The organism is Pseudomonas sp. R28(2017), assembly GCF_002112505.1.
Lineage (GTDB): Bacteria > Pseudomonadota > Gammaproteobacteria > Pseudomonadales > Pseudomonadaceae > Aquipseudomonas.
Map to the genome: position 1 here is coordinate 29,351 of NZ_NEHW01000003.1, position 19,504 is coordinate 48,854.

The 19,504-nt window shown below is 65.2% G+C and carries 12 protein-coding genes; 7 read left to right on the forward strand and 5 right to left on the reverse strand.

Going from position 1 to position 19,504, the window contains the following annotated elements:
- Positions 1 to 20: 20 nt before the first annotated feature.
- Complete coding sequence (locus CAF78_RS05640; protein WP_085676838.1) at positions 21 to 4,922, reverse strand: alpha-2-macroglobulin; 4,902 nt, start codon at positions 4,920 to 4,922, stop codon at positions 21 to 23.
- A 251-nt stretch (positions 4,923 to 5,173) separates the two neighbouring features.
- On the opposite strand from CAF78_RS05640, the gene CAF78_RS05645 reads away from it, so the two are divergent.
- Positions 5,174 to 6,511 carry an MATE family efflux transporter gene (locus CAF78_RS05645; protein ID WP_085676837.1) on the forward strand — a complete coding sequence of 446 codons (1,338 nt, stop codon included), beginning with the start codon at positions 5,174 to 5,176 and terminating at the stop codon, positions 6,509 to 6,511.
- 75 nt (positions 6,512 to 6,586) lie between these two features.
- On the opposite strand, the gene speA is transcribed toward CAF78_RS05645, so the two are convergent.
- From speA to CAF78_RS05665, 4 genes are all read right to left on the reverse strand, one after another.
- Positions 6,587 to 8,500: an arginine decarboxylase gene (gene speA / locus CAF78_RS05650; RefSeq protein ID WP_085676836.1), complete on the reverse strand. Its 1,914-nt coding sequence runs from the start codon at positions 8,498 to 8,500 to the stop codon at positions 6,587 to 6,589.
- Positions 8,501 to 8,652: 152 nt separating this feature from the next.
- Entirely contained in the window at positions 8,653 to 9,024 is a 372-nt protein-coding gene (locus CAF78_RS05655; RefSeq protein WP_027920822.1) for a translation initiation factor Sui1, read from the reverse strand.
- A gap of 289 nt (positions 9,025 to 9,313) precedes the next feature.
- Positions 9,314 to 9,850 (reverse strand): NUDIX hydrolase, encoded by a 537-nt coding sequence (locus CAF78_RS05660; protein ID WP_085676835.1) that lies wholly within the window; start codon positions 9,848 to 9,850, stop codon positions 9,314 to 9,316.
- A 2-nt stretch (positions 9,851 to 9,852) separates the two neighbouring features.
- Positions 9,853 to 10,920 carry a DUF2333 family protein gene (locus tag CAF78_RS05665; protein ID WP_085676834.1) on the reverse strand — a complete coding sequence of 356 codons (1,068 nt, stop codon included), beginning with the start codon at positions 10,918 to 10,920 and terminating at the stop codon, positions 9,853 to 9,855.
- 247 nt (positions 10,921 to 11,167) lie between these two features.
- Here CAF78_RS05665 and CAF78_RS05670 point away from each other — a divergent pair, with 247 nt between their 5' ends.
- The 6 genes from CAF78_RS05670 (at position 11,168) to accC (ending at position 19,189) form a co-directional block, all read left to right on the forward strand.
- A complete protein-coding gene (locus tag CAF78_RS05670) occupies positions 11,168 to 12,547 on the forward strand; it encodes a diguanylate cyclase (protein WP_085676833.1) in 1,380 nt (459 codons plus the stop codon).
- Between the two features lie 335 nt (positions 12,548 to 12,882).
- Entirely contained in the window at positions 12,883 to 14,616 is a 1,734-nt protein-coding gene (locus tag CAF78_RS05675; protein WP_371856897.1) for a methyl-accepting chemotaxis protein, read from the forward strand.
- Positions 14,617 to 14,834: 218 nt separating this feature from the next.
- Entirely contained in the window at positions 14,835 to 16,616 is a 1,782-nt protein-coding gene (locus tag CAF78_RS05680; protein WP_085676831.1) for a protein-disulfide reductase DsbD, read from the forward strand.
- A gap of 179 nt (positions 16,617 to 16,795) precedes the next feature.
- Positions 16,796 to 17,248 carry a type II 3-dehydroquinate dehydratase gene (aroQ, locus tag CAF78_RS05685; protein WP_008093086.1) on the forward strand — a complete coding sequence of 151 codons (453 nt, stop codon included), beginning with the start codon at positions 16,796 to 16,798 and terminating at the stop codon, positions 17,246 to 17,248.
- Between the two features lie 100 nt (positions 17,249 to 17,348).
- On the forward strand, positions 17,349 to 17,816 hold the full coding sequence (accB, locus tag CAF78_RS05690) for an acetyl-CoA carboxylase biotin carboxyl carrier protein (protein ID WP_085676830.1): 468 nt from the start codon (positions 17,349 to 17,351) through the stop codon (positions 17,814 to 17,816).
- Positions 17,817 to 17,833: 17 nt separating this feature from the next.
- Positions 17,834 to 19,189 (forward strand): acetyl-CoA carboxylase biotin carboxylase subunit, encoded by a 1,356-nt coding sequence (gene accC, locus CAF78_RS05695; protein ID WP_085676829.1) that lies wholly within the window; start codon positions 17,834 to 17,836, stop codon positions 19,187 to 19,189.
- The last annotated feature ends 315 nt before the right edge of the window (positions 19,190 to 19,504 follow it).

Genomic DNA, 19,504 nt, shown 5'->3' on the forward strand with positions numbered 1-19,504 from the left:
CTACAGGGGCCGCGCAAGGCCTAACGCGCTTTCACCGTCATCTCGCCTTGCCCATCCCCCACCGCCTGCAGGTTTGGCCGGTACATCGATTCCACCTGCGGCGGCGGCACCCGGTAGGTGCCCGGGGTCACCGCCCGCGCCAGGTACAGAAGGTGCGTGGTGCCATAGCCGTCGAGCTTGAGCGCCGCCACGTAGCGGTCATCACGATACTCCTGGTGCACCACGCTGGCGTTCTGCATCGACTCGCGCCACTGCTTCACCGCGCTGCTGGCGTTGTCCAGGCTGGCCGCGCTCTGTGCCAGGTTCTGGTTTTCCAGCTCCAGGCCTGCCGGCAGCAAGTCGACCACCAGAGCATCCGGCACGCGATCTGTGGCCTTGAGCGCCAGGTGCACCAGCACCAGGTCGCCGCTGCGCAGGTCGTGCAGGTCAAGCGGCTGGCCATTCATGCCCAGGTAATCACGGCGGATCTCCATGCCGTTGCCACCGGCGGCAGGCGCCTGGCGTGGGTAGCCGGAGAGGGTCAGTTGCTGGTAGAGGGTTTCGCTGCCCTCGTTCTGCACGCTCAGCGGCGAGGCCAGCAACGGCCCTTCGAGCTTCATGCCCGCCTCGGCATTGTTGAATTCACGCACCTCACCGGCACTGTCCAGGCGAGCCTTCCACGGCGCTTGCGGCTTGCCCAGCAGGCCACGGCCGGCCAGGTACAAGGCATTGCGCTCCTGGGTCGACAACCAGCGGTTGGCCGCCAGCTCGTCCGACAGGGCGAACAGCCGCTGGTCGACCTGGTTGCTGGCCAATTTGCTCTCCTGCAGCAGCGCCAGGATCAACGCCTGGTCGCGCAGGCTGCTGCCATAGTCGGCCATCCAGCCCTTGCTGCGGCTGATGCCCAGCCCCGCCTGCAGCGCCTGCTCGGCGCGCGGCTTGTCGCCCATCGCGTCCAGCGCCACCGCCAGTTGCACCAGCGGCAGGCCGGAGCGGGCATCGGCGCGGCGCTCGAACAGGCTGCGCAGGGCGCCCAGCGGTGCCTGCTGGCTGCGCGACAGCACCAGCGCGGCGTAGGCTTGCACAGCAAAGCGGGTGTGCTCGGCGTTCTCGCTGTAATCGACTTCGATCAGGTTGCGTTCCTGCAAGTAGCGCAGCAGGCGCTCGTTGGCCTTCTTCAGGGCCTCGGCCGGCACACCGTAGCCCTGGTCGCGGGCACGCAGCAGGAAGTCGGTGACATAGGCGGTCAGCCAGTATTCCTCTTCACTGTCCGAACTCCACAGGCCGAAGCTGCCGTTGTAGCGCTGCATGCCCAGCAGGTGCTCGATGCCCATCTCGATCTTGCGCTTGCGCACCTCGGCCGGCTCGCCCTTGATGCCCAGGCGCTTGAGGCTTTCGGCATCGGCGTACAGCGACGGATAGAGGCCGCTGGTGGTCTGCTCCAGGCAGCCATAAGGGTAGGCTTCGAGGGCGCGGATCTGCTCGGCCAGGTTCAGCGGCGGGCGGCTCGACAGCGCCAGGCTGGCTTCCAGGCCGGCGGGCTCGAAGGCGGCCAGGTCGCTTTCCGGCAGGGTCCATGGCTGGTCCTTGAGGGCCACGCGGTAATGCTTGAGCAGCGCCGGGTAGGCCGGGCGCACGCCCAGGGTCCATTCGCGTTCGAAGGTGTTCGCTGGCTCACCTGGCAGTTGCAGGCCATTGACCCGCACCTGCACCTTGCCCTGCCCCAGGCCACCCAGGGCCTGCACCGGGATCAACAGCGTGCTGCGCTGGCCCTCGGCCAGGGCGATGTTCTGCTGGGCGCTGGCCGCCAGGCTCAGCTGGCCCTCGGTGCGGATTTCGACATTCAACTGCTGCGCTCGCCCCGACAGGTTGGCCAGGTCCAGCGCCAGGCTGGTGCGGTCACCGCCGGCCAAAAAGCGCGGCGCCGACAGTTCGGCGATCAGCGGCGCGGCCACCACCGTCTTGCCCTCGGCCATGCCGAAGTGCTCGTCGGTCCAGGCCTGGGCCATCAGCCGCAGTTCACCGTTGAAGTCCGGGATATCGACCGTCGCTTCACCTTCGCCCTGGTCGTTCAGGGTCACCGGCAGGCTTTGCTGGGCGACAATAGTGACCGTGGTGTTGGGGCGCTTGCCGCCCTTGGCCATCGCCGCGTCACCACCAAAGGCCAGGCTGGCCAGGCGGCCCTGGCCGGCTTCGATCAGCTGGCCGTAGATGTCCAGCTGGTCGGCGCCATAGGCTTTGCGACCGAACAGGCTGGCGAACGGGTCGGGGGTCTTGAAATCGGTGATATTGAGGATGCCCACGTCGACGGCGGACAGCAGCACCTGCACCTGCTTCGGCACGCTACCGTCGGCATTAGCGGCCTTGATCTTCACCGTCAGCGGCTGCTTGGGGCGCATCTTCTCCGGCGCCTGCAGGTTGACCGCAAGCTTGCGTTCGGCACGCGCCAGCGGCAGGTGGAGCACGCCGACGGCGCGCTTGGGCGTGGCATTGGCCTTGCGCTCGCCCGGGCGGATCACCAGCGCGCTGATGTACAGGTCGTGGCGCGCCCACTGCTTGTCCAGCTGCACGTCGAAGGTCTTGCCCTCGGCGGGCACCTCGATTTCCTGCCACCACAGCGGGCCATCGCTGGACTCGATCATCAGGTAGCCGCTACCGGCCGCTGGCGGGGTCACGGTGACCTTGGCGGTGGCGCCATCGGCATAGGCCGGCTTGTCCAGCGCCAGCTTCACCTGGTCGGGGCGCACCGCGCCGCCTTCGGCGTTGTCCTGAGCACGGTAACCGGCCCAGAAGCGTTCGCTGGACACCAGCCCGGTCTCGGGGTCTTCCACCTCGACGCGGTACGGCCCCCATTCCACCTGGAAGCTCAGCTTGGCGGTGGAGCCGGCCTTGACGCTGAGGGTCTGCTCGCTCTGGGTGAGGAACTTCTCGTTGAAGTTGTAGCTCCAGCCATCGCTCTGCGAGTAGTTCCAGTAGTAGTCGCGGCGCTCGCGGATCAGGCGCACTTTCAGGTCGTTGGCGGCGAGCTTGTTGCCAGCGCGGTCGGCCACCAGGAACTCGAATTCCACCGGGCCATCGCTGTCGGTCTCCTCACCGTCGAACAGGCCGCGCAGGCCGGGCAGGCGCTCGGCCGGCCAGATCGGCTGTTCGAGGCGGCGGGTGATCGGCCGTCCACCGGACTCCTGCAAGCTGGCCTGCACGGTCAGTTGCAGCGGGGACCGTGCTTCGGCCCAATGGCTTTCGATATCGACCACTGCCTTGCCGGCCTGGTCGAGGGTGACTTCGTCGAGTTCCAGGTCCTGGGTCAGTTCGCTTTCGGTAACCGAGCCGAACTGGTAGCCCGGCAGTGCCGGCACCGCTTCGCGCAATGGGCGCACGTAGGCTTGGCCACTCAGGCGATTGCCGGCAGCCGGCGCACCGTAGAGGTAGCGGCCATTGACCTGGATGCGCGCATCCTCCTCAGGCGACAGCGGCGTATCGCTACCCTTGAGTTCCAGCGCCAGGCGCTCGGGCAGGAAGTCTTCGACCAGGAACTCGTACACCTGCTTGCGACCGCCGCCCAGGTCGAGCAGCAATTGCCAGCGGCCGGTCGGGGCCTCCGTGGCCAGTTGCAACTGATACTGGTACAGGCCATTGGCGTCGGCCTCCCAGACGAACTTGCGGCTGACCTGCTCATCCGGGCGACGCACTTCCACGCTGACCGGCTGTGCCTTCACCGGCTTGCCATCCTGGTCGCGCAGCAGGCCGTTGAGCAGCACCGTTTCACCCGGGCGATAGAGGTCACGCGGGCCGAAAATGAAGAACTGCAGCGGGTTGGCCTGGGGGCCGGTGATGTCGAATTCGGCCAGGTCCAGGGCTGCGGTGTTCAGGCGCAGCAGGGTGGTGTGCACGCCCTGGGTGGCGATCAGGGTGTCGGCCTTGGCCGTGATCGGCAGCTGGGCATGGCCGGCGCCATCGGTCTTGGCCTGGGCCAGCAGCTTGCCCTTGTCGTCATGCAGCTCGAGGTTGACGTCCTTGAGCGCCTTGCCACCTTCCAGGGCCTGGGCGAACACGTCCAGGCGGTCACGGTAGCGGTGCGCGGATACGCCGATGTCGCTGAGGGTGAACAGCGTCGCCGGCTGCGAATAGTCATAGGTCCCGGAGGCGCGCATCACGGCCAGGTACACACCCGGCGCCTGCAGCGGCTTGATCCCGGCAATCGGCAACAGCACGGTCTCGCGGGTGTTGCGCGCCGGGTTCAGGTCGAAACGGCCGCTGTAGACCAGCTCGGCCATGTCCAGGGTTTCCTTGGACTGGTAGTAGTACAGGCTGCTGTTGCGGCCCCAGTTGGCCAGGAAGGTCGAGAGCATCTCAGGCTTGACCCGGAAGAACTCGACATCGACCTTGGGTACGTTCAGCGCGATCACCGGCAGGCCTTCGGCCAGGCGGGTGGGCAGCAACGAACCACGGCTGGCGAAGCCGACGGTGGGTTGCATGTCGCGGGTTTCGAGGCGGCTCACCGAGTCGCTGTCGAGCCTGTTGCCGTTGACCGCCAGCAGGCCCTTGTCGACGGTCAGCACCAGCTTGCGCTGCGGCTCCAGGTGGCGCAGGCGCAGTTCCATCTGGTTGTCGGAGAGTTCCCAGGCACCGTCGACCTTGCCGTTGACCGTATCGACCAGGTGCACCTTGGCGGCGAAGTCCTGCTTGGCGTCCAGCGGTGCCGAAAAGCTGATCGACAGGGTACTGGCGCCATCGAGCTGCACCTCCGAGACATCCAGCACGCTGAGCTCGCGCCCCTCGTAGCGTTTGGCGAGGACGGCAGGGTCCTCGCGCTTGGGCGCCGGGGCCTCGGCCACAGCGCTCGCGGCCGGTTTTTCGGCGGGCGCGGGTTTGTCCGGTGTCGAGGAATCACAGGCACTGAGCAAGGCCAGCGCGCAGGCCAGCAACAATCCTTTGTTGAACATGGAGTGGGAACTCTTTGGCAGCGTGTACGTGAGGGCAGCAACTATAGCGCAATGGCGGATTCGGCACTTTCACCGATGCGGCAAGTGAGACCAGGTTCGCGTGGTTTGGTTGCCTTGCCGTTACAATGCGCCCAGCCGAATACTGGGGGCGCTCTGCGCCCCTTCGCGGGCAAGCCCGCTCCCACAGGATAGAGGCGCCTTTGTGGGAGCGGGCTTGCCCGCGAAGCGGCCCCACAGCCTCAGGAATTGCAATGTCGCAACTGACCACCGACTGGCAGCACCGCCCCACTCACCGCAAGGTCTGGGCGCTGGCCGCGCCGATGATCCTCTCCAACATTTCGGTACCGCTGGTGGCCCTGGTCGACAGCACCGTGATCGGCCACCTGCCCCATGCCCACCAGCTCGGCGCGGTGGCCGTGGGCGCCACGCTGTTCACCTTCATGGTCGGCCTGATGGGCTTCCTGCGCATGGGCTCCACCGGTTTTGCCGCCCAGGCCGCCGGGCGTGCCGACGGCGCGGCGCTGCGCCAGGTGCTGGTGCAGGGCCTGCTGCTGGCCGTGGCCTTCGCCCTGCTGATCGGCCTGCTCGCCCTGCCCTTCAGCCAGCTGGCGCTGCACGCCATGCAGCCGAGCGAGGCGTTGCAGCAATCCACCGAGGCGTTCTTCCACACCCGGCTGCTCGGCCTGCCAGCAGCGCTGGCCAGCTATGCGCTGGTCGGCTGGTTCCTCGGCACCCAGAACGCACGGGCGCCGTTGGCGATTTTGCTGACCACCAACCTGCTGAACATCGCCCTCAACCTGTGGTTCGTGCTGGGCCTGAACTGGGGCGTGCTGGGTTCGGCACGCGCCTCGGTGATCGCCGAATGGAGCGCCGCCCTGCTCGGCCTGGCCCTGACCCGCCCGGCCCTGCGCGCCTACCCCGGGCAGGTCGCCTGGGCCGCGCTCAAGCGCTGGCACGCCTGGCGGCCATTGCTGGCGGTAAACCGCGACATCTTCCTGCGTAGCCTGGCGCTGCAGCTGGTGTTCCTGCTGATCACCGTGCAGGGCGCCCGCCTGGGCGAAGCCACGGTAGCGGCCAATGCCCTGCTGCTCAACGGGTTGCTGCTAACTGCCTACGCGCTGGATGGCCTGGCGCATGCCGTGGAGGCGCTGTGCGGGCATGCCATTGGTGCGCGGGACCGAGATACCTTGCGCCGGTCACTGGTGGTGGCCTGTGGTTGGTCGCTGATCACCAGCGTGGGGTTTGCCGGCGTGTTCCTGCTCGGTGGGCACCTGTTCATCGACCTGCAGACCGATATCGAAAGCGTGCGGGCGGCGGCTTATCCGTACCTGCCGTATCTGGCGCTGCTGCCGTTGATTGCGGTGTGGAGTTACTTGCTCGACGGGCTGTTCATCGGCGCGACCCGGGCGCGGGAGATGCGCAATGCGATGTTGCTGTCGGTGCTGATTGCATTGCCGTTGGGCCTGCTTCTGAGTGGGCTTGGCAACCATGGGTTGTGGTTGGCGTTTCTCGGGTTCATGGCGTTGCGGGCGGTGACGTTGGGGTGGGTTGGGTGGCGGTTGCAGAAAAGAGGGTGTTGGATTCAGTAGCGTCGGGGCCGCTTTGCGACCCTTTCGCGACGCAAGGCCGCTCCTACAAGAAACGCGTAAGAGCGGCCTCGGCGGTCAAGACGAGAGGTAGGACGAGCGCGTCAGGCCCAGGCGCAACGCATCGAGGAACTGGGTCCGCTCACGTGCGCTGATCTTGGCGCTGGCCACCTTGTCGCGGTAGTGCGTCATCAACTCCTCCGGGGACAGGTGCACGTAACGCAGCATGTCTTCGATGGTGTCGTGGGTCTCGATACCGGCGTGGTACACGCTGCCATCGGCGTTCTGGTAGATGTTCACCGAGTCGGTGTCACCGAACAGGTTGTGCATGTCGCCGAGAATTTCCTGATAGGCACCGACCAGGAACACGCCCAGCAGGTAATCCTCGCCTTCGTTGACCGCATGCACCGGCATGCTGGTCTCGATGCTCTGCTCGTCGACGTACTGGTTGATCTTGCCGTCGGAGTCGCAGGTCAGGTCCTGCAGCACCGCGCGGCGCATCGGCTCCTCGTCCAGGCGGTGCAACGGGATGATCGGCAGTACCTGGCCAATGGCCCAGGTGTCCGGCAGGCTCTGGAACACCGAGAAGTTGCAGATGTACTTGTCGGCCAGCTTGTCGTTGAGCTCGTCCAGCACCTGGCGGTGAGAGCGCTGACGGGCCTTCAGCGAGTTGTGCAGGCGGCGGCACACGGCGAAGTAGCACTGCTCGGCCAGGGCCTTCTCGGCCAGGCTGATCTTGCCATCGGCGTACTGCGCCGCCACGTCGCCCAGGTAGTGGGTGGCGCGCCAGTAGGTCTCGGTGACCATCTCGATGTCGGTCGGGCCAAGCAGGTCGACCAGCCATTGCACGGTTTCCGGCAGGGCTTCCTTGTTCTCGATGGTCGGCACGTCGTCGTTGTGCTTCTCGACGTCGGTCACCTGGATCACCAGCATCGCGTGGTGCGCAGTCAGCGAACGGCCACTCTCCGAGAAGATGTGCGGGTGCGGCAGGCCCTGCGCGTCGCAGAACTCCTTGAGCATGCCCACCACCACGCCGGCGTAGTCGTCCATGTCGTAGTTGATCGAGCTGGCGTTGCGCGAGTGGGTACCGTCGTAGTCCACACCCAGGCCACCGCCGACGTCGATATGGTCGACCGGCAGGCCCAGTGCACGCAGTTCGCCGTAGTAACGGATGGCTTCCTTGAAACCGTGCTGGTAGTCGGCCAGGTTGGCGATCTGCGAGCCCATGTGGAAGTGCAGCAGGCGGATGCCCTGGTCCAGGCCGGCATCGCGGAAGCGCTGCACCACCGAGATCAGCTGAGCAGCAGACAAACCGAACTTGGACTTCTCGCCCCCGGTGTCGGCCCACTTGCTCGAAGCCAGCGACGACAGGCGCACGCGCAGGCCGACCTGTGGCTTGACCTTGAGCTCGGCGGCCTCGTCGATCACCAGGGCCACTTCCGACTCTTTCTCGATGACGATGAACACGTTGTGGCCGAGTTTCTGGCCCATCAGCGCCAGGCGGATGAACTCGCGGTCCTTGTAGCCGTTGCAGACGATGGTGCCACCCTTCGGCGCCAGCGCCAGCACTGCCAGCAGCTCGGGCTTGGAGCCGGCCTCCAGGCCGATCGACACGTTCTGCGTGGCGATGATGTTTTCCACCACCGCTTCCTGCTGGTTGACCTTGATCGGGTACAGCGCGGTGTACTGGCTCTGGTATTCCAGGCGCGCGATGTTGGCATCGAAGGCACCGGTCAACTGGCGCACGCGGTCCTGCAGGATGTCGGGGAAGCGTACCAGCAGCGGCAGCGACAGGCCGCTCTGACGCAGCTCGTCGACCTGCTCGAACAGGTCGATCGGCGCGCTGCCGGGGCCGTTGGGGCGCACTTCGACGCGCCCGGCTTCATTGATGGCGAAATAACCAGCGCCCCAATGGCGGATGCCATAAACACTGCGGCTGTCGGCCACGGTCCATTGGCTACCATCGTCTTTGCGTGTGCGTCGTACGGACATTGAAGTCCCCTATAGATAAGTCCAGGACACTGCCCCGCAAGGAGGCGGGCGCAGTGTAAAAGCCAAAAATGACGATTCGTCCGTGCCCTGGGGTAGACCCTGGTCACGGGAACGAGTTTAGAAAGCGTTGGGCAAAAAATCGCGGGGGCGCATCAGCCGCCGGACTTTTTCGCCTTGAAGCCCTGTTTGATCAGCTCGGCGATCAGCAGCTCGACATGGTCGCCCTGGATCTCGATGACCCCATCCTTCAGTGCGCCGCCGGTACCGCAACGGCGCTTGAGGGTGGTGGCCAGCTCCTTGAGCTGGTCGAGCGGCAGCGGCACGCCGGTGACGGTAGTCACGGTCTTGCCACCACGGCCTTTGCTTTCACGGCGCACACGGGCGATGCCGTCACCTTCGGGGATGACTTGCTGCTTGCAGGTGCAGGCGTCCACCGGCTGGCCGCAGTCGGGGCAGTGCCGACCGGCATCGGTGGAGTAAACGAGACCGCCAAGGGCGGCGAAGGAAGAAGCTTTCTTGGCCACTTTTGTTCCTCTGTGCTGAGGACAAAAACTGGTCGACGGGAGCCGACCGCGAAGCCCCACTCTGGCAGGGGCGGCGCTACTGCCGCAAGATCCTGCGGCAGCCCGAAAAGGGCGCGCAGTGTAACGATAAATCAGGCTGTTGCTAAGTACTGGAATGCGCCATTTTGCGAATGTTTTGCGACCCCTTCGCGGGTAAACCCGCTCCCACAGGTACTGCGCAGGTTTCACGGCCTGTGAAATCCCTGTGGGAGCGGGTTTACCCGCGAAGGGGCCGGCATGGCCCACGCATCTATTTGAGGCTTGCTTTATAGCGCTGCAACGCCGCCAACGAGTCCGGGCAATACGGCTTCGTCAGGCTTTCTTGCTCAGCCTGTTCCAGGCCAATGAAGCGCGCCTCGATCACCTCTTCCGGCTGCAGCCGCAACGGCGCATCCGACACCGCCGAAAACACCGCGCACCACAGGCGGTTGTCTGGCTGGTCGAAATAGAAGCGCTCATGAAAACGCAGTTCGACGCCTTCGATGCCCAGCTCCTCGGCCAGCTCGCGGGCAGCCGAATCGGCATACGCCTCCCCTGCCGCCACCATGCCACCGGCCGCCACGTCCCAATACCCGGGGTACAGCGCCTTGCTCAGGGTCCGGCGGTGCACACACAACTCACCCGCGCTGTTGAACAAGAGGATGAACGTGCAGCGACCGATCAGGCCACGCTCACGCAGCTCGGCCCTGGGCAACGCGCCGAGCACCTGGTCGGCTTCATCCACCCAGGTGACCCGTTCACGGTCGGAAGCCGCCCGATGGGCGGCCTCGTTGGCGCTGATGGCCACGCTCAACCCTGCGACAGCAGCTGACGCAGGTCGATGACTGCGGCGTTGGCCCGGGAAATGTAGTTGGCCATGACCAGCGAATGGTTGGCCCACATGCCGAAGCCGCTGCCGTTGAGCACCATCGGGCTCCACAGCGGCTCCTGCGAGGCTTCCAGTTCACGAATGATCTGGCGCACGCTGACCGTGGCGTTCTTCTTCGCCAGCACGTCGGCGAAGTCGACCTCGATGGCGCGCAGCAGGTGCGACAGCGCCCAGGCCTGGCCACGGGCTTCGTAGAACACGTTGTCGATCTGCAGCCACGGGGTTTCCACCAGCTCTTCATCCACCTGCGGCGCCTGGCCGGCGACCACCGACTCGGTCTTCAGGGTGGTGTTGAGCTTGACCCGGCCAACGCTGGCCGACAGGCGCTGCGACAGCGAACCCAGGCGGGTGGCGACGTCACCCAGCCAGTTGTTCAGGTTGTCGGCACGGGTATAGAAGGCGGCGCCCTTGTCGCCAGCGGCCAGGCGGGCCTGATAGCGGCTCAGCGACTTGATGCCCTCTTCGAACTCCGACTCACTCGATGGCAGGATCCAGCTCTTGTTGTCGAAGTTGAAGCGCGGCTCGGCCTTGGCCAGGTCGGCATCTTCAGTGGACTGCGACTGCGAACGGGCGAAGTCCTTGCGCAGGGCGCGGGACAGGTCACGTACCTGCACCAGCACGCCGTATTCCCAGCTCGGCATGTTGTCCATCCACAGGCCTGGCGGGAAGCGGTCGTTGGAAATGTAGCCACCCGGCTTGTTCAGCAGGGTACCGGCCACGCTCTTGAGGGTTTCGATGGTGGTATAGCCCACCACCATCTGCTGGCCGTTACGCTCGGCGGCAGCCTGGGCGTTCTGCTGGACCGGGAACAGCGCCGGCTCCTCGCTCCAGTACCAGCCCAGGCCCAGGCACACCAGCAGGTACAACCCGATCAGGGTCCCCAGGGCACGGCTCCAGAGCCCGCCAAAATAGCTACGGGCAGCGGCGCGGCGGCCATCGACACGCTCGCGGGGCTCGGCGTTGGCCTCGCGGTTTTTCCAGTCCAGCATGGCTTTGTCCTTAATCAGTCACGACGGTTCAGGGGCTTGGACCACAGGCCAGCGCCAGGGTGCCACGGCAAGCCCGCGTCGCAGCACTATAAAGCAGACACCGCCGTACGCATAAGCGACCAATGAGTCAGTAACTGAATATTCGTTCGTAGGCCTTTGTTGACGCGGAGCACGTGCGAATGGAAAAAGCGGTGCTAGCATAGAGCCATCATCGAACCTGCATAGCCCTCTAACAAGTAGCCAGGACATGACCCAAGCCGCAGAGCCGAGCCAGGAGCGCCTCTCGCAGGAGCTCGAACAGCTGTTGCAGCGCCTGTCGCGTACGCGCCTGCGCCACGGCGACCTGCCCGATCAGCTGGAATTGCCGCCTGCGCGCAAACCCGTCTACCTGCTGCTGCACGACCATGAACGCGCCGAGCGCCTCGCCCAGCAGCTGGAGTTCTTCGGCCTGAGCGCGCAGCCCCAGCCCTGCGCCAGTGCGTTTCTGGCGTCACTGGCCGAGCAACCGCCGGTGGCCATCGTCATGGATGTCGACTTCTCCGGCCCCGGTGCTGGCCTGCCGTTGGCGGCGCTGGCGCAGCAGGGCCGGGAGCCGCTGATACCGCTACTGTTCTTCAGCCTGCACGAAGCCGATACGCCGACCCGCCTGGCCGCCGTGCGCGCCGGCGGCCAGGCGTTCCTGACCGGTACGCTGGAGGCCTCCAGCCTGCTGGAAAAACTCGAAGTCATGACCAGCAACGCCCAGCAAGACCCCTTGCGCGTGCTGATCATCGACGACTCACGCACCCAGGCCCTGCACACCGAACGGGTACTGAGCAGTGCCGGAATGCTGACCCGCAGCCTGAACGACCCGATCGGCGCCATGGCCGAACTTGCCGACTTCCAGCCTGACCTGATCATCCTCGACCTGTACATGCCGACGTGCTCGGGCCCGGAACTGGCCAAGGTGATCCGTCACAATGACCGTTACGTCAGCGTGCCGATCATCTACCTGTCTGCCGAGGACGACCTGGACAAGCAGCTTGATGCCATGAGCGAAGGCGGCGACGACTTCCTGACCAAGCCGATCCGCTCGCGGCACCTGATCACCACCGTGCGCAACCGCGCCGCCCGTGCCCGTCACCTCAAGGCCCGCATGGTCCGCGACAGCCTGACCGGGCTGTACAACCACACCCATATCCTGCAGCTGCTCGAAGACTGCAGCTATCGCGCCCGCCGCGAACGGCAACCACTGAGCTTCGCCATGCTCGACATCGACCACTTCAAGAAGATCAACGACCGCCACGGCCACCCCATGGGCGACCGGGTGATCAAGAGCCTGGCACTGTTCCTCAAGCAACGCCTGCGCAAGACTGACTTCATTGGCCGCTATGGCGGTGAAGAGTTCGCCATCGTCATGCCCGACACTTCGCTGGAAGCCGCGCACAAGGTGCTGGATGAAATTCGCCGGCGCTTTGCCGAAATCCTTTACCCGGCGCAGCCTGAGGATCTGCAATGCACCTTCAGCGCCGGGGTCGTGCAGCTGGACGATGCGCTGGATGCGCTGAGCATGGCCAGCACGGCGGATGAGGCGTTGTACCGGGCCAAGCATGCGGGGCGTAATTGCGTGGTCAGGGTGGAGCCGTAACTGTCGCGCGCAATAGCTCAACGCCACCTTCGTCATCACCTGGTAACAAATTCGCCATAAATTCAGGCACCTATCTCTCGACTCCCCCCCGCAGGAAGTTCGCGGCTATGCGCCTGAAGTGGCTTACCAATTTCAACACCTTGTTGCTGGTGACCGTGTGTATCGCCTTGGGTGCGACCTTGTGGTGGTCGCAACGTGCCCTGGAACGGCCCTATCAGTTGATGGAGCGTTACCTGGGCCTGTCACAGCAGTTCCAGAACCAGACAGTGCGCAATATCCAGGCGTACCTGGGCAGTGGCGACGCCTTGCGCCACGCGGCTGCCGTTGAGGCAAACATGCAACTCGAAGGCTCGCTTGCCGACTGGCCGCCGGAGCTCGCCGCCAAGTTGCGCCCGAGCCTGGACACCCTGCAGGCCTTCACCGCCAATGAACTGCTCGCCGCCGGCAAGCTGGCCGGCGACCCGCAGGCCCTGCTGCTGCAGGCCGAGCGCGAGCTGGGGGCCAACTTCGAACAGTTGGCCGGCTATGCCCGCGACAGCGGCAGCAGCGAGGCCAACCGCTACCTGCTGCCACTGCTCGACGCCACCGTGCACCTGGGCCGCCTGTCGCTGGCCCGGGACAAGCTGGTCAGCAGCGGCCGTGCCGAATTGGCCGACGAAGTCGAGCGCGAGCTGCAACTGATCCGCAGCCAGGCCCAGGCCATCGACGGCCTGCCGCTGCTGGGCGTGACCCGTGCTGCCGAATCCAACGCCGACGACTTCGCCGCCATGATGGGCCTGCAATCCCAAGCCAGCGAACAACAGGAAGACGTGGCCGTCGGCCTCAAGCGCGAGCTGCAAAGCCTGCTGAACCGCTACCCTGCCGAACTGCAACGCACCCGCGAGCAGATCGAGCGCCGCACGGCCCTGGCCGCCAGCACCAATCAGCGGCTGGAAGCCGTGCAACAGGCCATTGCCGGCCTGGAGCCGGAAGTGCGTGGCCAGCACGCGAAGATTGCCGGCGAGGTGCGCATCATCCAGGGGCTGATGATCGGCCTGATCCTGTTGATCGCCTTGCTCATCGACACCTTGCAGCGCCGCCTGGCCCGCACCTTGACCAGCCTGGCCCCGGCCCTGTCACGCTGGGCCGAAGGCGACTTTGCCGCGCCCATCGCACTGGGCAAGACCAATCGCGAGCTGCACGATATCCAGGAATCGCTCAACCGCCTGCGCCAGTACCTGGTGGCGCTGGTCGGCACCATCCGCCACAACGCCGAACAGGTCGCCGGCAGCAGCCACGCCCTGGCCGGCATGAGTGCCGCGTTGCACGATGGCGCCGAGCGCCAGGCCGGCGATACCGGGCAGATTCGCGATGCGCTGGGCGAGCTGGAAGCCACCATCCAGCAAGTGGCCGGCGACGCCAGCTCCGCCGCCGATGCCAGCCGCGATGCCGGGCGTGCCGTGGAACAGGGCCAGACAGTGATCGGCCAGAGCCTCTCGGGGCTGCGCGCGCTGGTCGACGAGGTGCAAGGCAATGCACGCATGATCGAACAACTGGCCGAAGAATCGGCCACCATCGGCGGGGTGCTGACGGTGATCCGCTCGATCGCCGAACAGACCAACCTGCTGGCCTTGAATGCCGCCATCGAGGCCGCCCGTGCGGGTGAGATGGGCCGCGGCTTCGCGGTGGTGGCCGACGAGGTGCGCTCGCTTGCGCAGCGCACCACCGGGGCGACCGGCGAGATCCAGGCGCTGATCGACCGCCTGCAACAGGCGGCGCGAGAGTCGGTGGCCGGGATGCGCACTCAGCTTGAACATGCCGAAGCCACCGCCAACCAGGCCCAGGCCGCCGACGGCGCGCTGGATGAGATTGTCAGCGCGATCCGCACGATCGCCGACACCGCGGTGCGGATTGCCGATGTCACGGCGCAGCAGAGTGGCGCGGTGAGCGAGATTCGCGATCACAGCGAGCGGATTCACGCCTTGGGCGAGGACAACCTGCAGCGCATCGGCGAAGGGCGTGAGCAAGGTGAACAGCTGCTGAGCCTGGGCGGGGAGCTGAGCAAAGCGGTACGGGCCTTCAGGGTCTGAGCCTTCCTGTTACGGCCTCTTCGCGGGCAAGCCCGCTCCCACTGGTACCCCAAGGCATTCAAGGGCTACAGTAAACCTGTGGGAGCGGGCTTGCCCGCGAAGAGGCCAGAACTGGCGACACTCAACCCGGCGGCCATGTGTCGCCCTTTAGCCTCCCACCCTTTCAACCCTCACCAACTCCGCTATCATGCGGGCACGTTCCACCTCGCGAGTCCGCCATGCGCCGCCTGTTTTTCCTGCTGTTCCTGCTGCTGGCCAGCCCTGCTTTCGCCTCGGGCCTGCTCGACAACCGCCCCAGCGCCACCCTCGGCGCCGCTTCGCTGTCCAACAACGCCGACTTCCTGCCGGTACACGAAGCCTTCAAGCTCAGCCTGGTGCAGGCCGACGCGCAGACCCTCAAGCTGCGTTTCGTCGCCACCGACGGTTACTACCTGTACCGCCACCGCTTCCATTTCCGCACGGAACCGGCGGACATCGCCCTGGGCACGCCAAACATCCCCAAGGGCGAGGCCAAGCACGACGAATTCTTCGGTGACGTCGAGGTGTACCACGGCGTACTCGACATCGAGATCCCGCGCACCGACGCCCGTGCCTTTACCCTGCTGGTGGGCTACCAGGGCTGCGCCGACAAGGGCCTGTGCTACCCGCCAGAAACCGAGCGCCTGAGCATCGATGGCGAAGCTGCCGCCGCCGGAACGGCCCTGCCTGCAGGCAGCGAACAGGGCTGGAGCTGGAAATCGCTGCTGCTGTTTTTCCTCGCCGGGGTTGGCCTGACCTTCACCCCCTGCGTGCTGCCGATGCTGCCGATCCTCTCCGGCGTGGTTTTGCGCGGTCAGGTTGGTGGCCTGCGCGGCCTGGCCCTGTCGCTGGCCTACGTGCTGCCGATGGCCGCCAGCTTCGCCGTGCTCGGTGCGCTGATGGGCCTGTTCGGCGCCGGCCTGAACCTGCAGGCACGCCTGCAGTCGGCCTGGGTACTGGTGCCGTTCGCGCTGTTCTTCGTGGTGTTCGCCCTGGCCATGTTCGGCCTGTTCGAGCTCAAGTTGCCGCAGGCCCTGAGCAACCGCCTGAACAACGTCGCCAACCACACCCGGGGCGGCTCGCTGCTCGGTGCCGCGGTGCTCGGCGTGCTTTCCAGCTTGCTGGTCTCGCCCTGTGTGTCAGCACCGCTGGCCGGCGCATTGCTATATATCAGCGCCAGCGGCGATGCCGTGGGCGGCGCGCTCAAGCTGTTCGCCCTGGGCCTGGGCATGGGTGCCCCCTTGCTGCTGATTGCCACGGGTGGCGCGGCCTGGTTGCCGAAGAGCGGCCCGTGGCTGAACACCGTGAAAAACGCCATCGGTGTGTTGCTGCTGGGCCTGGCCATCGGCCTGCTCAGCCGCGTGCTGCCGGGGCCGGCGACCATGCTGCTGGTCGGTTTCCTGGCAGCCGGTGTGGCGCTGTTCCTGGGTGCCCTGGAGTTCGTGGTCAAGGCACCACGCCAACGCCTGGCACAACTGCTCGGCCTGGCGTTGCTGATGTATGGCCTGGCCTGCTGGTATGGCGCCCTGAACGGCCAGGGCGACCCGTTGCGCCCCTTGCCAGCCCCCGTCACGGCCAGCGCCAACAGCCCGGCGGCGGCCACATCAGCTGCCTGGCAGACCGTGACCACACCGGCCGCGCTGGACGCTGCCCTGGCCGAAGCCAAGGCCGCCGGTCAACCCGTACTGCTGGACTGGTACGCCGACTGGTGCATCAGCTGCAAGGTGATCGAGCGCGAAGTGCTGAACGCGCCGCAGGTTCAAGGGCAGTTGCACGCCTTCAGGCTGCTGCGTTTCGACATCACCGAGAGCAGCGCCGAGCAGCGCTCGCTGCTTGACCGCTATCAGCTGTTCGGGCCGCCCGCGCTGCTGTTCTTTGCCGCGAACGGCAGCGAAATGACCACCGATCGGGTGGTTGGCGAGATAAACGCCGGGGAATTTGCGCAGATTTTGACGCGCGTGCGCGGCAAACTCGGTCTATAACTTCCCGCGTGCCGGGAAATTTCTCCAAATGAGTGACCAGATTTAATTATTTGGTCACATACTTCGCGCGAACCTCGGGCAACGTGCTGGCTATTGCCGGGAACTGGACACTTGCCGTCGCTTTGCGGCACACTCGCCGCGCTGTGTCGAATTGCCCTACAAATCCAAGGAAACCGCAGATGGCAACCCTACTGGTGCTTCACGGCCCCAACCTGAACCTGCTCGGGACTCGCGAACCGGGCCACTACGGCGCCGTGACCCTGGCCCAGATCAACCAGGACCTGGAGCAGCGCGCCCGCGCCGCTGGTCACCATCTGCAGTACCTGCAGAGCAATGCCGAATACGAACTCATCGATCGTATTCATGCCGCACGCAACGAGGGTGTGGACTTCATCCTGATCAATCCGGCGGCTTTCACCCACACAAGCGTCGCATTACGTGACGCATTGCTCGCGGTGAGCATCCCATTCATCGAAGTGCACCTGTCCAACGTGCACAAACGCGAACCGTTCCGTCACCACTCCTACTTTTCCGATGTTGCCGTAGGAGTGATCTGCGGCCTGGGCGCCAGCGGTTATCGCCTGGCCCTGGAATCCGCACTGGAACAACTGGCTGCCAACGCACAGCCCTGATAACGAAAACCCTGGCCTCAGTGGGCCGGGGTTAGAGAGAAACGTTCAGATACGTTTTTAAATTTCGCCCCCTGACCGAACCTTTGGGAGTTGATGATTAATGGATATCCGTAAAGTCAAGAAACTGATCGAGCTGCTGGAAGAGTCTGGCATCGACGAGCTGGAGATCAAGGAAGGCGAAGAGTCGGTCCGTATCAGCCGCCACAGCAAGACCCCGGCTGCCCAGCAGTTCTACGCACCTGCGCCAATGGCTGCCGCACCTGTTGCCGCACCAGCCGCGGCCGCTGCCGCTGCCCCAGCCGCCGAAGCTGCCGCTGCTGCCCCAGCCCTGAAAGGCACCGTGATCCGTTCGCCGATGGTCGGTACCTTCTACCGCAAGCCTTCGCCGACCTCGCCGAACTTCGCTGAAGTTGGCCAGAGCGTGAAGAAAGGCGACACCCTGTGCATCGTCGAAGCCATGAAGATGATGAACCACATCGAAGCCGATGTTGGCGGTGTCATCGACGCCATCCTGGTGGAAGACGGCCAGCCGGTTGAGTTCGACCAGCCGCTGTTCACCATCGTTTGAATCGCGGAGAGCCAACGATGTCTGGGAAGCTCGAAAAAGTCCTGATCGCCAACCGTGGGGAAATTGCCCTGCGCATCCTGCGTGCCTGCAAAGAGCTGGGCATCAAGACCGTCGCCGTGCACTCCACGGCCGACCGTGAACTGATGCACCTGGGCCTGGCAGACGAGTCGGTCTGCATCGGCCCTGCATCGTCCAAGGATTCCTACCTGCACATCCCGGCGATCATCGCTGCCGCCGAAGTCACCGGCGCCACCGCGATCCACCCGGGTTACGGCTTCCTCGCGGAAAACGCCGATTTCGCCGAGCAGGTGGAAAAGTCCGGTTTCGCCTTCATCGGCCCGAAAGCCGACACCATTCGCCTGATGGGCGACAAGGTTTCGGCCAAGGACGCGATGATCAAGTCGGGCGTGCCAACCGTACCGGGCTCCGATGGCCCGCTGCCGGAAGACGAAGAGGTCGCCCTGGCGATCGCCCGTGACGTCGGTTACCCGGTGATCATCAAGGCCGCCGGTGGCGGTGGTGGTCGCGGCATGCGCGTGGTGCACAAGGAAGAGGACCTGATCGCCTCGGCCAAGCTCACCCGTACCGAAGCCGGTGCTGCCTTCGGCAACCCGATGGTCTACCTGGAGAAGTTCCTGACCAACCCACGTCACGTGGAAGTTCAGGTGCTGTCCGACGGCCAGGGCAACGCCATCCACCTGGGTGACCGTGACTGCTCGCTGCAGCGCCGCCACCAGAAGGTGCTGGAAGAAGCCCCGGCCCCGGGTATCGACGAGAAGGCCCGTCAGGAAGTCTTCAAGCGTTGCGTCGATGCGTGCATCGAGATCGGCTACCGCGGTGCCGGTACCTTCGAGTTCCTGTACGAGAACGGCCGTTTCTACTTCATCGAGATGAACACCCGCGTGCAGGTTGAGCACCCGGTGTCGGAGATGGTCACCGGTATCGACATCGTCAAGGAGATGCTGAGCATCGCCGCTGGCAACAAGCTGTCGTTCCGCCAGGAAGACGTGGTCATCCGTGGTCACTCGCTGGAATGCCGGATCAACGCCGAAGACCCGAAGAAGTTCATTCCGAGCCCAGGCAAGGTCAAGCACTTCCACGCCCCGGGCGGCAACGGCGTACGCGTCGATTCGCACCTGTACAGCGGCTACTCGGTTCCGCCGAACTACGACTCGCTGATCGGCAAGCTGATCACCTACGGCAAGGACCGCGACGAAGCCATGGCGCGCATGCGCAATGCCCTGGACGAGATCGTCGTCGACGGCATCAAGACCAACATCCCGCTGCACCGCGACCTGGTGCGTGATGAAGGTTTCTGCAAAGGCGGCGTGAACATCCACTACCTCGAGCACAAACTGGCCAGCCAGGAGTGATCGCGTTAGCGTGATGCAGCAAAAACCCCGGACTGGTTCCGGGGTTTTTATTGCCCGTCTTCAGGGATTTGGCGCCTGTGAGACCGAGCGCCGCCCGCGCGGCGCATCGCGAGCTGCGCTCGCTCCTACGTTTGTTTCGGGCCAGTAACGCCAGCGGCAGGCGCGCGCGAACGCCTTGTTGATACGACGCAATATCGCGCCATGCGCCAAGGCGTTCGCGCGCAAATCCCACAGGAATAATTGGCCCGAAACAAGCGTAGGAGCGAGCGCAGCTCGCGATGCGCCGCGCGGGCGGCGCTCGATCTCACAGGCGCT

What these genes read in the sequence shown, in the direction of transcription:
- CAF78_RS05640 (WP_085676838.1), bottom strand. Translation starts at nt 4,922, where the DNA reads ATGTTCAACAAAGGATTGTTGCTGGCCTGCGCGCTGGCCTTGCTCAGT.
- speA (WP_085676836.1), bottom strand. Translation starts at nt 8,500, where the DNA reads ATGTCCGTACGACGCACACGCAAAGACGATGGTAGCCAATGGACCGTG.
- accB (WP_085676830.1), top strand. Translation starts at nt 17,349, where the DNA reads ATGGATATCCGTAAAGTCAAGAAACTGATCGAGCTGCTGGAAGAGTCT.
- aroQ (WP_008093086.1), top strand. Translation starts at nt 16,796, where the DNA reads ATGGCAACCCTACTGGTGCTTCACGGCCCCAACCTGAACCTGCTCGGG.
- CAF78_RS05665 (WP_085676834.1), bottom strand. Translation starts at nt 10,920, where the DNA reads ATGCTGGACTGGAAAAACCGCGAGGCCAACGCCGAGCCCCGCGAGCGT.
- CAF78_RS05680 (WP_085676831.1), top strand. Translation starts at nt 14,835, where the DNA reads ATGCGCCGCCTGTTTTTCCTGCTGTTCCTGCTGCTGGCCAGCCCTGCT.
- CAF78_RS05645 (WP_085676837.1), top strand. Translation starts at nt 5,174, where the DNA reads ATGTCGCAACTGACCACCGACTGGCAGCACCGCCCCACTCACCGCAAG.
- CAF78_RS05670 (WP_085676833.1), top strand. Translation starts at nt 11,168, where the DNA reads ATGACCCAAGCCGCAGAGCCGAGCCAGGAGCGCCTCTCGCAGGAGCTC.
- CAF78_RS05675 (WP_371856897.1), top strand. Translation starts at nt 12,883, where the DNA reads ATGCAACTCGAAGGCTCGCTTGCCGACTGGCCGCCGGAGCTCGCCGCC.
- accC (WP_085676829.1), top strand. Translation starts at nt 17,834, where the DNA reads ATGTCTGGGAAGCTCGAAAAAGTCCTGATCGCCAACCGTGGGGAAATT.